Consider the following 13,040-nt stretch of genomic DNA (forward strand, 5'->3'; position numbering starts at 1 on the left):
CGGCGAACCGGCCCTCACGTGTTTGTCTTGTGTTATCGACAGGATCGCGGCATGGCGACAGCGACACTACAGGCATGCCAACTCCCTCCACCCCCGAACGACAGGCCGCGCGCGCGGCCGGCCTGCGCTATGTCGACGACACTCAGCCGGGCATCAGCCGGCGCCGCGCCGGCAAGGGTTTCAGCTACCGCGATGCTGACGGCCACGCGATACGCGACGCCACCACCCTGCAGCGCATCCGTGCGCTGGCGATTCCGCCGGCGTATACCGCCGTGTGGATCTGCGCGCACGCCAACGGCCACCTGCAGGCCACCGGCCGCGATGCGCGCGGGCGCAAGCAGTACCGCTACCACGCCGACTGGGCCAAAGAGCGGGATGCCGGCAAGTTCCACCGCATCATTGCGTTTGGCGAGGCCTTGCCCGCGCTGCGGCGGCGGTTGTCGCGGGATCTGAAACGGCCGGGGTTCCCGAAGGAAAAAGTGCTGGCCATGGTGGTCGCGCTGTTGGCCGACACGCTGGTGCGGGTCGGCAATGAAACCTATGCGCAGCAGAACCGTTCGTTCGGTCTGACCACACTGCGCAACCGCCATCTGGAGCTGCTGCAGGGGGGCCGGGTGCGCATGCGCTTCCGCGGCAAGTCCGGGCAGCTGCAGGAGGTGACCGTGGGCGACCGCAGGCTGGGGCTGCTGGTGCGGCGCCTGCAGCAGTTGCCGGGGCAGGCGCTGTTCCAGTACCGCGATGACGACGGTGCGCTGCAGCCGGTGGATTCCGGCGCGGTGAACGACTACCTGCGCGAGGTGATGGGCGAGGACTTCACTGCCAAGGACTTCCGCACCTGGGGCGGCACGGTGGCGGCGGTGCAGGCGTTTGCCGCCACCGAGCTGCCGGAACCGGCCAGCCAGCGCGCGCTGGCGCAGGCGCAGCGCGCGGTGGTGTGCGAGGTGGCAGCGCTGCTGGGCAACACGCCTGCGGTGTGCCGCAAGGCCTACATCGACCCGTGCGTGTTTGCCGGCTGGGAGCGCGGTGAACTGGCGAAACTGGCCGGCCTGCGCGGGCCGCGCCAGTGGGAACAGGCCACCCTGCGCGTGCTGCGCAGGGCGCGCCGGCTCAGCCGCAGTAGATTGCGGTGATGTTGTTGGTGCGGCCCTTTTCGATGGTCAGGCGGTCGCCGCCTTCGTGCGCCGGTGGCACCCGCGGGCCGTCGTGGCGCAGCACCCGCACGTGCAGGCTGTCGCTGTCCACGCGTGCGCGGGCCACGGTGGCGTCCGAAGCGGCCAGGCCGAGTGCGCCGCGCACCATGTCGCTGTGGCACTGCCCGGAAATGACGCCGTCGATCGGCTGCACCTGCGCCATGGGCGTGCTGCTGCAGGCGGCAAGGGCAAAGCAGGCGGCGGCGGTGGCGATGGCATGTTTCATGGAGGCATTCCTTGTTTGATTGCGTGCAGGGTGCGACGTCAGACGTGGTGGCGGAATGAATGCCGTGCACATCGTGGACACGGCGCGCTCACCGCCGCCAACAGCGTGGGTGGAGACACTGCAGGAGCGGCAAGGGCCGCCCCCGGTAGTGCCGGCCGCTGGCCGGCAGCCCCTTTCCCTCCCGAGGAGACCTGCATGGCCACCACCAAGAAAGCCCCCGTCCGCCGCAAAGCCTCGCCCAAGGTGCGCAAAGGCAGCACCGCAAGCAAGACTGTCGCCGCCCCCGATCGCCCGCGCGTGGTGAAGACTGCCACCCGCAAGGCGGCCGCCAGCGATCCACGCGCAGCGCGCGTCGCGGCCCGGCAGCGGCGCCTGCAGGATCAAGAAAAGGCCAAGGACGTGCGCGCGGCAAAAAAAGCAACGAAGAAGACCGCGACCCAGGCCGGTGCGCGCCGGCAACCGGAGGCGATGCCGGCGCAGCAGCTGGCCAAGCCTGGGCATGAACACGAACTGGAGCTGGCGCCGCGTTTCCTTGCACCGGACTACGCCGGCAGCGGCAAGCTGCAGGGGATGCGCGCGATCATCACCGGTGGCGATTCTGGTATCGGCCGTGCGGTGGCAGTACTGTTCGCCCGCGAAGGCGCCGATGTGGCGGTACTGCACCTAGACGAGGCCGAGGACGCGGACATCACCCGCCAGCACGTGGAGCGCGAAGGCGGCCGCTGCGTGGTGATCGCCGGTGATGTGCGTGATCCGCGCTTCTGCAACAAGGCGGTCAAGCAGGTGGCCAAGGCGTTCGGCGGCATCGACATCCTGGTCAACAACGCCGCGTTCCAGCTGCATTGCGAGCGGCTGGAAGACCTGGAAGACGCGCATCTGCAGGAAACCCTGCAGACCAACATCGGCGGTTACATCCAGATGGCGCGCGCGGTGCTGCCGCACCTGGGCGAGGGTGCCAGCATCATCAACACAGGATCGGAAACGGGAATCTTCGGCAGCAAGGCGCTGATCGACTACTCGGCCACCAAGGGCGCGATCCATGCGTTCACCAAGGCGCTGGCCAGCCAGCTGCTGCCACGTGGCATCCGGGTCAACTGCGTGGCGCCGGGGCCGGTGTGGACGCCGTTGAACCCCGCCGACAAGCAGGCCGAGGATGTTGCGGAGTTCGGCAAGGACAGTGACATGGGGCGGCCCGCACAACCCGAAGAACTGTCGCCCGCCTATGTGTTCCTGGCTTCGCCGGTCTGTGCCAGTTACATCAGCGGGGTGATCCTGCCGGTGATGGGCGGGCCGCGGGGATGAGGCCCGCAGCCGTCGCGGCAGGCGTGTAGAAATCGGCGATGCGTGGAATGAAGCGCTGCGGATTGGCACCGACCAGGTTGGTCAGCACCACCACCGCCACGCCTCGCGCGGGGTAGACCACGAAGGCCGAGCGCGCGCCGCCGATGCCGGCCACCTGCAGGTCGGGCGCTGCCTGCAGCACCGGCCAGCCGCCGGCCCACGGACCGGCGCGGCCATCGGCCAGAGGCTCGACCGACCACATCCGCCGCCGTGAGTGGTCCTGCAGCAGGCGGCCTTCGGTCAGCGCGACCAGCCAGCGTGCGGTGTCGTCGGCGGTGGTGAGGATGCCGCCGCCGGCCCATAGGCTCGGCGGGATGTCGTAGAACCAGTGCGACAGGCGCGGCGGAGCGTCGGCGGCATCGGTCGCGCGCGGCGCCAGGCTGTACATCGTCGCCACATCCGGAATCAGGTCGTAGCTGTCGCCGAAGGTCGTGCGCGCCATGCGTGCGCCGCTGAACTGGCCCGTGGTGAGGAAGCGCTCGTAGGACATGCCCGATTGCTGCGCGATGATCCGCGCCAGCAGCACGTAGTTGGTCTGGTTGTAGGCAAAGCGCTGCCCGGGTGGCGCTTCGACAGGGCGCACGGTGACCGCCGCCCATGCCTGCGCTTCGGACCCACCGCCCAGCAGGCCATTCGCATCGAGGATTTCCGGCAGGCCCGAGGTATGGTCGAGCAGCTGGCGCACGCGTACATCCTTCCATGCCGCTGGAAGATCGTGCAGGTAGCGCGAGGCGGGTGCATCCAGTTCCAGTCGCCCCTGCTCCGCCAGCTGTGCGATGGCGACTCCGGTGAAAGCCTTGGTGGCTGAATTGAGCGGGAAGCGGGTGTCACGCGAGGCGAGCACGCCGTTCTCCACGTTGGCCAAGCCATAGGTTTCGGAGAGCACGATCTGGCCGTCCTTGACCACGGCCAGCTGCAGCCCGGGGATGCGCTCGTCCAGCATGATCTGGCGGATCAGCCGGCGGGTCTGGTCGTTGGCCTGGTCCTGGTTGGCAGACACCGCGGCGAAGGGCAGGGCACTGATGAGCATGAGCACGACTCGAAGCGTTGGGCGGAACATGCGGGATTCCGGAAAGGCGTCGAGGGTCGGATGCACCGGCGGCGGAAAAGGTTTAACCGCCCCGGATGGGCCTACCGTTCGTCGGCCCATGACTTCCGGGGGGTTGACTACAGTTGTCGTCAAGCTGACAGTGACGACACGTGTAGTCAAGGGAGTGGTGTCATGCGTGGCAAGACCATCGGGGACCAGGAACTGGCCCTGCTGCAGTACATCGATGAACATGCGCCGGCCAGCGTGGGCGAGGTCGCCAGCGGCTACGGCGAGGCCCGTGGCCTGGCCCGCTCTACCGTGCTGACGATGATGGAGCGGCTGCGGGCGAAGGGGTATCTTCAGCGCCGGCAGCAGGACGGCGTCTACCGCTACCAGGCCACCCGGGGCCCGCAGAGCGTGCTGCAGGGTGCCGTGGCCCAGTTCGTCGACAACACCCTGCAGGGGTCGGTGTCGCCGTTCGTGGCCTACCTGTCGCAGCGCCAGCAGGTCAGCGACAACGAGCTGGCCGAGCTGGAAGCGCTGGTTGCCCAACTCCAATCGCGTCGCCACGAGGGCTGAGCCATGGACACCACGATGCTGATCCCGATGCTGGAACGGCTGGGCTGGACCAGCCTGCAGACCGTGCTGCTGGTGGCCCTGGTGTATGGCCTGTGCCGCGCGCTGCCGTCGCTGTCGGCGGCCACCCGCTGCCGCCTGTGGTGGCTGGTCTCGCTGCAGGCCGTGCTCGGCCTGCTCTGGAGCCAGCCGCTGCAGCTGGCCTGGCTGCCGGCACCGCAGGCGGTGGCGATGACCGCCACCGACGTTGCCGCTGATCTGGTGTACCCACTGGCGCCGGAAGCCTCGGCGCAGCTGCTGGCCGCGATGCCGATGCCTGCGGCGGACGTGCCGGCGGTTGCGTGGTGGGCGGTCGCACTGGCTGCGCTGTGGCTGTCCGGCGTGCTGCTGATGGCGTTGCGCACCTTCGGTGAGTGGCGCCGCTGCCGCGCACTGCTGGCTGCGGCCCATCCCTGCGAGGACGAGGCGCTGGTGCAGGCCCTGCAGCTGGCCTCCGACGCGCACGGCGTGCGCCCTGCGCCGCGGCTGTGGATGAGCGCGCAGGTGGACTCGCCGCAGCTGATCGGGCCGTTCCGCCCAGTGCTGCTGCTGCCGGCCGGCGACAACGCCCTGCAGGGCGACGCGCTGGACCTGGCACTGACCCACGAACTGCAGCACCTGCAGCGGCGTGACCTGCAGTGGGGCCTGCTGCCCGCGTTGGCGCAGCACCTGTTCTTCTTCCACCCGCTGCTGCGGCTGTCGGTGCGCGAATACGCCCAGGCCCGCGAGGAAGCGGTGGATGCGGCGGTGGTCGGCCAGCACGGTGCCAGCCGCCAGGCCTATGGCCGCCTGCTGCTGCAGCTGGGCGTGGCCCCGCAGCCGCACCTGGGCGTGGCCAGCGCCGCACCAAGCACCACCAGCCTCAAGCGTCGCCTGCTCTCGCTGCAGTCGCACCGGTCCTGTCCGCGTCTGCTGGCGATCGCGTTGACTGCCGCGGTGGTGGTGGTGGGCGTGGCGCCGATGCGGCTGGTCGCAGCGCCGGTGCCGCCGGCACCGCCCGCGCCGCCGGCTGCACCGAAGGCCGTGGTGCCCCCGCCGCCGGCGCCGAAGGTTCCGCCTGCTCCGCCGATGTCGGCGCGCGCGCCGGCGGTGCCGGTGGCCCCTGCGCCGCCCGCCGAGCCCGCCGACGTCGAGGAGCTGTCCGGCCCGGACGATGCGGATGTGGCGGTTGACGTGGATGTCGACGTCGACCCCGGCATCGACGCCGGCCGCAGCACCTCGCGCAGTTCCTCCATCACCACCTACGGGCGGCTGGATCTGAGCACGTCGCCGCCGCAGGCGTTCGTGCTGGTCGATGGTGATTCAACCTTCGCCAACGGCGGCATCGACGACGTGACGCTGGCGCGCAAGCAGCTCGGCAAGGGACCGGCGCTGTGGTTCCGCCAGGGCAGTGAGCGCTACATCGTGCGTGACCCGATGCTGGTCCAGTCGTTGCAGCGTGCTTACGCCGGTGCGTCCGACCTGGGGCAGCAGCAGAGCGCACTGGGTCGCCAGCAGAGTGCGCTTGGTCGCCAGCAGAGCGCACTCGGCAAGCAGATGGGCGAGATGGGCCGGCTGCAGGGCGAGGAGGCGCGCCGTATCGCGTTGGTGGCGGTCGAGGCTGCGCGCAGTGCGATGAGCGCGCACGACATCAATCGCGAAGCCGCCGCCGAAGCCGCGAAGGCGGCACGCGGGGTGACCAGCGACGCCGCAGTTGCGCGTGAAGCCGCCCGTGAGGCGGCCGCCGAGGCACGTCGCGCGATGCAGGAAGCCCGCAGCCAGGCCGCACAGTCCAGCCGCACCCGCGACATGAACCGCTTGGCCAGCCAGCAGGCCGAACTGGCCAGCCGCCAGGCGGCGCTGGGCAGCCAGCAGGCCGCGCTGGGCGAACGCCAGGCGCAGGTGCACGCGCGGGCGGCACAGCAGGCGCAGCTGGTGATCGCCCGCGCATTGGCCAGCGGCAAGGCCGAGCGCCTCTGAAAACGGCGGCAGCGCCGGGCCATGCCCGGCGAGCGCAGCGGCACACCTGAAGAGGGAAGGCGCCGGGCATGGCCCGGCGCTGCCCGGCGGAACATCAACCGCAGCTGGCGCGCTCGATCCTGTTCTGCGCGTCCACCTGCACGGTCACGCGGTCCTGGCGGAAGTCCATGGTCACCGCCATGCCGGGTTTGACTACCCGCGCACCGCGCGCGCCGCTGTCAGCCACCAGCTTCTTGATCGTGGCTTCGTCGGCGGTCTTGCCGGTGAAGGCGTCCAGCGCCTCCGGCCTGCATTCGTGCGCGGCATCGGCCACGGGCGCCGGCGCGGGATCGTGGGAGGTGCTGCTGCCAGCGTGACTGCAGGCGGCCAAGGGCAGGATGGCGAGCAGGACCAAGGGACTGAGGCGCATCGTCGGGCTCCAGGCGTGGATGGTGGCGGCAGTGTCACCGCTGTCACCGTCAGGGCATGTCAACGCGGCCCTGCGCCGTTACTGCCCGACCAGTGCCAGCGTCTCGCGCTCGCGTTGCTCCTCGCGTACCAACCGTTGCAGCAGCAGGGCCAGGGTCACTACGTCCTGGTGATTGTGGTCGGCCACCCGGCGCAGGTTCACCGCGTCGCCGCCACGCAGGAAACGCAGCCATGCGCCCGGGGCTTCCGAGCCCGGCAGGTCGTCCTCGCGCACCACGCGCAGCAGCTGGCGTTCGATGGTGGACAGCTTGCAGTTCTCCCACGTGCCGCGATAGCGGCGGCGCGTGGGATAGAGCAGGTCGACGTGATCCAGTGCGGTGATCGGGCAACGTTGCCGGGCCAGCCGGTAACGCGCTTTCAGCAGCGGTGCGTCATAGCTGCGGCCGTTGTAGCTGCAGAACACGGTGGACGGTTGCAGCCAGCCGGCGAAAGTGGCCAGCATCGCGTCCTCGGCGGCCATCGTGGCCATCAGCAGCTGGCGGATGCGCAGGCCTTCGCCACGCTGTGGGCACACATGCCAGTCCGCAGCGCCGATCATGAAGGCGCGGGTGCCGGTGCCGCCGGCCAGGCCGGTGGTCTCGGTATCGAAGAACAGCAGGTCGCGCGCGGCCACGTGCTCGCCGTCGCGACGGGCGAAATCCAGCGACAGCGGCTGTGCCGGGATCGCCTGCGGCTGCAGCGATTCGATCAGGAACAGGCCCGGTGCGATCTCCTCACCTGGCAGCTGGCGATCCTGCGCGCTGGCGCGTGCCGGTGCGGCTCCACCCCGCGAACGCAAGCCGAGCAGGCGATGCAGGCTGCCCACTTCGGGCCGACGCAGCGCGGGCGGTGCCGTGGCAGGTGCCGCAGCGCCGGTCGGCTTGTGGCGGATTTCCTGTTCGACCCAGGCGAACACCGAACGTTCGGCCGGTGGTTGCCGCGCATCGTTGGCGGCCACGGATGCCGGTGGCGCAGGGGGCACGTCCGGCGCGGCCGGTGTGCTCGCCTTCGGGTCGCCGGCCTGCTTCCGCAGCAGGCGCAGCTTGTCCAGGCTCAGGCTCACGGTGCCAGCAACTCCATCGGCTCGCGCGTGGTGATCACCACGTCGGGCACATCCTGGCAGGCGTCGGCATCGAACAGGTCGAGCACGCGCAGTGCCAGCGCGCGCGGCGAAGTCTCATCCTCTTCCTGCGCGGCCAGGACGGGGCCGACACAGGCCGGGCAGCCGGCCTTGCAGTCGCAGCGCTGCACCAGTTCGCGCGCGCGCTGCACCAGCTCGGCCTGGCGCTGCCACAGCGGCTCGCTGAGGCCGACGCCACCGGGGAAGTTGTCGTACAGGTACACGGTGGGCACGAACTCCTGCAATAGCTCGACAACGCCAGGATCACCCTCGCTGCCACGCAGCTGGCCACGGCCGCTCTGGTCGGCGATCGCGAACCAGGAACCATCGCCGTTGCCGACCGACTTCTGCAGGTCGCGCGCATCGGCCATCACCGCCACGGTGGCGACGATGTGCAGCGCATACGCTGCGCCGAGGAAGCCATCCAGCGCATCCTGCTTGCTGGCGAAGGCGCGCAGCAGCAGCGCCTGTGGCAGCTGCCACCACACCGCCGTGGTGTGCAGTTCCTGGTCGGGCAGGTTCACCGGCCCGTAGCCGATGTTTTCGTGGGTGTAATAGCGGATCTTCTTGTAGCCGGCCACGCGGCGTACCACGTGCACTTCGCCGTGGTGCGAATCGCCACGACCGGCCACGCCGCCATCGAAGCGGTCGAGCACCTTGAGCTTGGTGAAGTCGATGCTGTCGGTGTAGTAGTCCACGTGGGTGCGGGTGACGTAGGCCTTGCGCCCGTCCCAGTCCAGCGTCTCCACCTGGTACGGAGTGGACTGCACCATGTGGATGGCGCCTTCGTACAGGGTGAGTGCGGCGGCGGAATAGTCGACTTCGGCGATGATCTGCTGGCGGCCATCGCTGCGGTCGACCACCACGAAGTTGCCATCGGCCACCGCACGCAGGCTGACCGCGTTGGCGGGATAACTGTCGGCGATCCATTCCCAGCGCTCGCCTTCGCGGTGGATGACTTCGGTCTCGGCCAGCGCTTCCAGGAACACTTCCGGATCGATCGGGCCGAAGCCATCGCCGACCCGGAACGGCAGCTCGAAGGCTGCGCAGCGGATGTGGTCGAACAGGATCAGCGGCTGGTCCGGCGCGATGCGCGCGTGCTCGGGCGAGGCTTCGGCGAAGAAGTCCGGATGGCGCACCACGTACTGGTCCAGCGGCTGCGAACTGGCCACCATCACCCCCAGCGCGGGCTGCTGGCGGCGACCGGCGCGGCCGAAGCGCTGCCAGGTGGCGGCCACGCTGCCGGGGTAGCCGTTGAGGATGACCACGTCCAGGCTGCCGATATCCACGCCCAGTTCCAGCGCCGAGGTGCTGACGATGCCGTCGATGTTGCCGGCACGCATCGCGCGCTCGGTCTCACGCCGCTCGGTGGGCAGGTAGCCACCGCGGTAGGCGCGGATGCGCGGCGGCTTGCGCGGGTCGTGGTCGAAAATATCCTTCAGGTACTTGGTCAGCACTTCCACCATCAGGCGTGTCTGCGCGAACACCAGGGTCTTCAGCCCGGACTTGATCGCGATGCGCGCGATGCGGTTACTCTGCGATCGCGCCGAGGCGCGCAGGCCCAGGTCCGGATTGATCACCGGCGGGTTCCACAGCAGCACCTGCTTCGGCCCGCTGGGCGCACCGGATTCGGTGATGGCGGTGACCGGCGCTTCGATCAGCGCCTCGGCATGTGCCTGCGGGTTGCCGATGGTGGCCGAGCACAGGATGAACTGCGGTTGCACGCCATAGAACGCGCAGATGCGCTTGAGCCGCCGCAGTACATTGCTGACATGGCTGCCGAACACCCCGCGGTAGGTGTGCACTTCGTCGATGACGATGTAGCGCAGGTTCTCGAAGAACTGCGCCCACTTGGTGTGATGCGGCAGGATCGCCTGGTGCAGCATGTCCGGGTTGGAGACCACGATGTCGCCGTGCAGGCGGATGGCCTGGCGTGCATCGCCGGGGGTGTCGCCGTCGAAGGTGAAGGCCTTCACCCCCAGATCGCCGGCGCGGTTGAGTTCCAGCAGCTCGGCCACCTGGTCCTGGGCCAGCGCTTTGGTCGGGAACAGGTACAGCGCCTTGGCCTTGTCCTGCATCGCCGCGCTGACTACCGGCAGGGTGTAGCACAGCGACTTGCCGCTGGCGGTGGGGGTGACGATGGCGACGTGTTCGCCGCGCTGGCTGGCCTCCCACGCCTCGGCCTGGTGGCTGTAGAGCTGTTCGATGCCACGCGCCTTCAGCGCGGCGGCCAGCGCCGGCGGCACCGACGCGGGAATCGGCGCGTAGCGCCCTTCGCGGCCAGGAATGGCAAAGCTGCCGGTGATGCGGTCCTGGTAGCGGCGCTGCAGGCGCGCGCTGAGCAGGGCGCCGTCGCGGGCGGGCAGGCCGTCGCGGGTAGCGAGCTTCTGCTCGGCGTCGGCGGTGCGCTTGGCGAGTTCGTAGGCCATGGAAAGTGGAGCCGGGACGGATTGCGAGGGGTCACATGGCACCACATCCACGTCTCAGGATGTGAGACATCGCGCGCGAAGGGCGTGAACCGTTCAGTGCCACGGGTCCGGACGCTGCGCGATGTCCGCGTCAAGCGCCTCGCTGCGGCGGAGGAACTGCACCATGCAGACCACAAACCGCACCGCGTGCCAGCCCAACGCCAGCAATGCCACCGCCTGCCAGCCAGACGCAAGCGGCCAGCCCGGCTCCAGGCGCTGCGACCACGGCATCCAGGCGGCGCCGAAGACCAGCACGCACAACAGCAGGCCCAGCCACGCCAGTTGCCAGAACGCTCCCGTGGGCGGATAGCGCCGTCGGTCGCTGGCCAGGCACCACGCCGTGCCAGCGCCCAGCACTGCGCCGTCACAGGCGCGCACATCCAGCAGCATCGAGCGCCCGCGGGAGAATGCCGCAGCGTGCTCCCAATTCTCTGGAAGCTGCACACGCCGGTCATTGCCCAGCAACCACACCCGTGATGTCTGGGCAGTACGCTGGTACGCGCGCAGGCGCCCGCGTACCCGCAGCACGCGCTGCGCTGTCGCAGGGCCGTTGCGGCGAGGGAAGCCCTGCCAGGCCGCAAGACCGGCGATGGCGAGCAACGGCATGGCGAGCAGGCCCGGGACGCCGGTGGCGGCCCACAGCGCCAGTGCGGCAATCAGCAGCGGGGACGGGCGCAGGCCGGGACCCCGTCGCATCGAGATTTCTTCGGGTGTCTCCAGGCGCTCGCCACAGACGCGGCTGGTGGCTGCATCCGGCCGTGCAGCAGCGATGCTGAAGCCATTGAGACGCACCACCATGGCCACGTGATCACCCAGTACCACGTCAGCTTCATTGTCTTCCGAGAGGTAGGGCCATGCCTGTCTTGGCACCAGCACGGGAATGCCACCCAGGAAGCCGTCACCGACCGGGAAGCTGTTCCGCCACGCCCCACCGGTGAAGGCGCCATGCAGCCGCTTTACCTGGTCGTCGTGGTCGCAGCCGGTCAACGCGCGCACCGGTGCCAGTGCCATGTGTTCGTCCGCGCCCAGCGTCCGCAGCGTGCTGCTGCGGCGCAGCGAGGCGATGCCGGCGCGGACACGCGATGTCCATTCGGCGGCGGTCGCGGTGACCACCAGGCACACGACCGCCAGACCCACCAGTACTGCCGCGCGCGACATCAGCAGGCGACTGGCCGACGCGGCGGGCGTGTGGAGGGAGCTGTCATCAGGGATGGGGCTTACCGGGAAAACCGCAGGATGCCGTCCCCGCCTCCCGAGGGGAATGAAGTTCGTTGCAAACTTCGGCGCCCAGGCCGCGCAGCGATGATGCGTGACACACCCTGAATGCCCCCGCCGATGCCAACGAAATCTGAAGCCCGCATCCGTATCCTTGTTCACTGGACGCAACCAACAGGGTGGATGGCTGTGGCACAACGTGGAACGCAGGGAGTACTGCTGGCCAGCCTGTTGCTGGCGGGCGTCGCGCAGGCGCAGCAGGCAGCGCCGGTAGCGGTGTCCGATCCTGTGCCCGCTCCCCCTGCTGATGCCCCGGCAGCACCTGCCGCGCCGATCTCCACCACCCTGCCGCAGGACAATGTCACCACCCTCGGCGAAGTGCGTGCGCTCAAGCCGGAAGACGAGCCGCTGGACCTGTACCGCTTCAAGAATCCGGTGAAGTTCGGCGACAACCGCTTCAGCCGCGACTGGAGCGAACCGCCCTCGCCGGAGCAGGTCAGCATGGGCGGCGGCTACATCATGATGGGCGTGGTCAAGGGGGTGATGGCGGCGGCCAAGGGGATCAACAAACTCACCGGCGGACCTGCGCAGATCCAGGCCGCCGTGGCGCGGCCACCGCCCGAGCTCAGTGCCGAGCAGCAGCAGCGTGCGCTGCGGTTCTCCCAGGAGCAGGATGCCGGTGATGCACCGCCGGTGAAGTAGGCCGTATATCCTGCTGGCTCCCCCACCGGTAGGGCTGCCATGTTCCTGCGTTCGATCTGCCTGTTGGCCGCCTTGCTGCCGGTCTCCGCCTTCGCGGATGGCATTGCCGATGATGGCGCCTGCCGCAATGGCGCGTTTCCCTCCGAACAGAGCCGGTTCGCCCTGGCGCGGGTGGTCGATGCACCACGTCTGTACCTGCTTGGCGACATGGATGGCTGCCCGGCCAAGGGCGAGCCGGCCTGCCGCCAGCGCAGCTATGTGGTCAATGGCGATACCGTGGTGACCGGGCGCGACCTGGGCCGCTATCGCTGCGCGTTCTTCCCGAACAAGGTGGGTGGCAGCGCCGGTTGGGTCGACCGCAGCAAGCTGCAGGCGTTGCCGGTGGTCGTGCCAGCGCTGCAGGATTGGGCGGGCGAGTGGAAGGATGGCGACAACGGCCTGAAGATCCGCGTGCAGGGCGGGCAACTTCATGTGGAGGGTGACGCCTACTGGCCCTCAGCCAACCCCACGCCGCAACAGCGTCCCTACGGGCCGAACATGGGCCAGGTGGAAGCGCGGGCGACGCCGCGTGGTGCTGATGTGGAATTCGTCGAGGACACCTGCAGGGTGCGAGTGCATTCGCTGGGTGATGTGCTGATCGTGGCCGATAACAGCGAATGCGGTGGCATGAACGTGCGTTTCAACGGTGTGTACCGGCGCGCCGGAAAACGTTGAAGGGCGCATGAGG

At 69.3% G+C, this 13,040-nt stretch carries 12 protein-coding genes; 6 read left to right on the plus strand and 6 right to left on the minus strand.

Annotated features, from left to right (window positions below; all coding sequences use genetic code 11):
- Positions 1-74: 74 nt before the first annotated feature.
- On the plus strand, positions 75-1,130 hold the full coding sequence (locus M1L61_RS00555; RefSeq protein WP_248854177.1) for a DNA topoisomerase IB: 1,056 nt from the start codon (positions 75-77) through the stop codon (positions 1,128-1,130).
- Here the strand turns inward: M1L61_RS00555 and M1L61_RS00560 are convergent.
- Positions 1,108-1,416: a hypothetical protein gene (locus M1L61_RS00560; protein WP_049408932.1), complete on the minus strand. Its 309-nt coding sequence runs from the start codon at positions 1,414-1,416 to the stop codon at positions 1,108-1,110. The two genes, M1L61_RS00555 and M1L61_RS00560, sit on opposite strands and share 23 nt — an antisense overlap.
- Positions 1,417-1,611: 195 nt before the next feature.
- Here M1L61_RS00560 and M1L61_RS00565 point away from each other — a divergent pair, with 195 nt between their 5' ends.
- Complete coding sequence (locus M1L61_RS00565) at positions 1,612-2,718, plus strand: SDR family oxidoreductase (protein WP_043397836.1); 1,107 nt, start codon at positions 1,612-1,614, stop codon at positions 2,716-2,718.
- On the opposite strand, the gene M1L61_RS00570 is transcribed toward M1L61_RS00565, so the two are convergent.
- Entirely contained in the window at positions 2,675-3,787 is a 1,113-nt protein-coding gene (locus M1L61_RS00570) for a serine hydrolase domain-containing protein (protein WP_241885780.1), read from the minus strand. The two genes, M1L61_RS00565 and M1L61_RS00570, sit on opposite strands and share 44 nt — an antisense overlap.
- Before the next feature lie 192 nt (positions 3,788-3,979).
- On the opposite strand from M1L61_RS00570, the gene M1L61_RS00575 reads away from it, so the two are divergent.
- Together M1L61_RS00575 and M1L61_RS00580 are read left to right on the plus strand one after the other, a co-directional pair.
- On the plus strand, positions 3,980-4,366 hold the full coding sequence (locus M1L61_RS00575; protein ID WP_019661969.1) for a BlaI/MecI/CopY family transcriptional regulator: 387 nt from the start codon (positions 3,980-3,982) through the stop codon (positions 4,364-4,366).
- Between the two features lie 3 nt (positions 4,367-4,369).
- Positions 4,370-6,361 (plus strand): M56 family metallopeptidase, encoded by a 1,992-nt coding sequence (locus M1L61_RS00580; RefSeq protein WP_191863632.1) that lies wholly within the window; start codon positions 4,370-4,372, stop codon positions 6,359-6,361.
- Between the two features lie 94 nt (positions 6,362-6,455).
- Here M1L61_RS00580 and M1L61_RS00585 read toward each other — a convergent pair whose 3' ends face one another.
- The 4 genes from M1L61_RS00585 to M1L61_RS00600 all read right to left on the minus strand — a co-directional run bounded on the left by M1L61_RS00585 (position 6,456) and on the right by M1L61_RS00600 (position 11,554).
- A complete protein-coding gene (locus M1L61_RS00585) occupies positions 6,456-6,770 on the minus strand; it encodes an I78 family peptidase inhibitor (protein ID WP_164193200.1) in 315 nt (104 codons plus the stop codon).
- 78 nt (positions 6,771-6,848) lie between these two features.
- A complete protein-coding gene (locus tag M1L61_RS00590; protein WP_248854178.1) occupies positions 6,849-7,871 on the minus strand; it encodes a ribonuclease H-like domain-containing protein in 1,023 nt (340 codons plus the stop codon).
- Positions 7,868-10,357 carry a DEAD/DEAH box helicase gene (locus M1L61_RS00595; protein ID WP_191863630.1) on the minus strand — a complete coding sequence of 830 codons (2,490 nt, stop codon included), beginning with the start codon at positions 10,355-10,357 and terminating at the stop codon, positions 7,868-7,870. The genes M1L61_RS00590 and M1L61_RS00595 overlap by 4 nt, the downstream gene beginning before the upstream one ends.
- Positions 10,358-10,450: 93 nt before the next feature.
- Entirely contained in the window at positions 10,451-11,554 is a 1,104-nt protein-coding gene (locus tag M1L61_RS00600) for a hypothetical protein (RefSeq protein WP_248854179.1), read from the minus strand.
- Positions 11,555-11,794: 240 nt separating this feature from the next.
- Between M1L61_RS00600 and M1L61_RS00605 the strand changes: the two genes are divergently transcribed.
- Both M1L61_RS00605 and M1L61_RS00610 read left to right on the plus strand, forming a co-directional pair.
- On the plus strand, positions 11,795-12,313 hold the full coding sequence (locus tag M1L61_RS00605; RefSeq protein ID WP_057503407.1) for a hypothetical protein: 519 nt from the start codon (positions 11,795-11,797) through the stop codon (positions 12,311-12,313).
- Between the two features lie 39 nt (positions 12,314-12,352).
- Complete coding sequence (locus M1L61_RS00610) at positions 12,353-13,027, plus strand: hypothetical protein (protein ID WP_248854180.1); 675 nt, start codon at positions 12,353-12,355, stop codon at positions 13,025-13,027.
- Positions 13,028-13,040 lie beyond the last annotated feature (13 nt).

This window comes from Stenotrophomonas sp. NY11291 (genome assembly GCF_023277365.1).
GTDB classification, from domain to species: Bacteria; Pseudomonadota; Gammaproteobacteria; order Xanthomonadales; family Xanthomonadaceae; genus Stenotrophomonas; species Stenotrophomonas geniculata.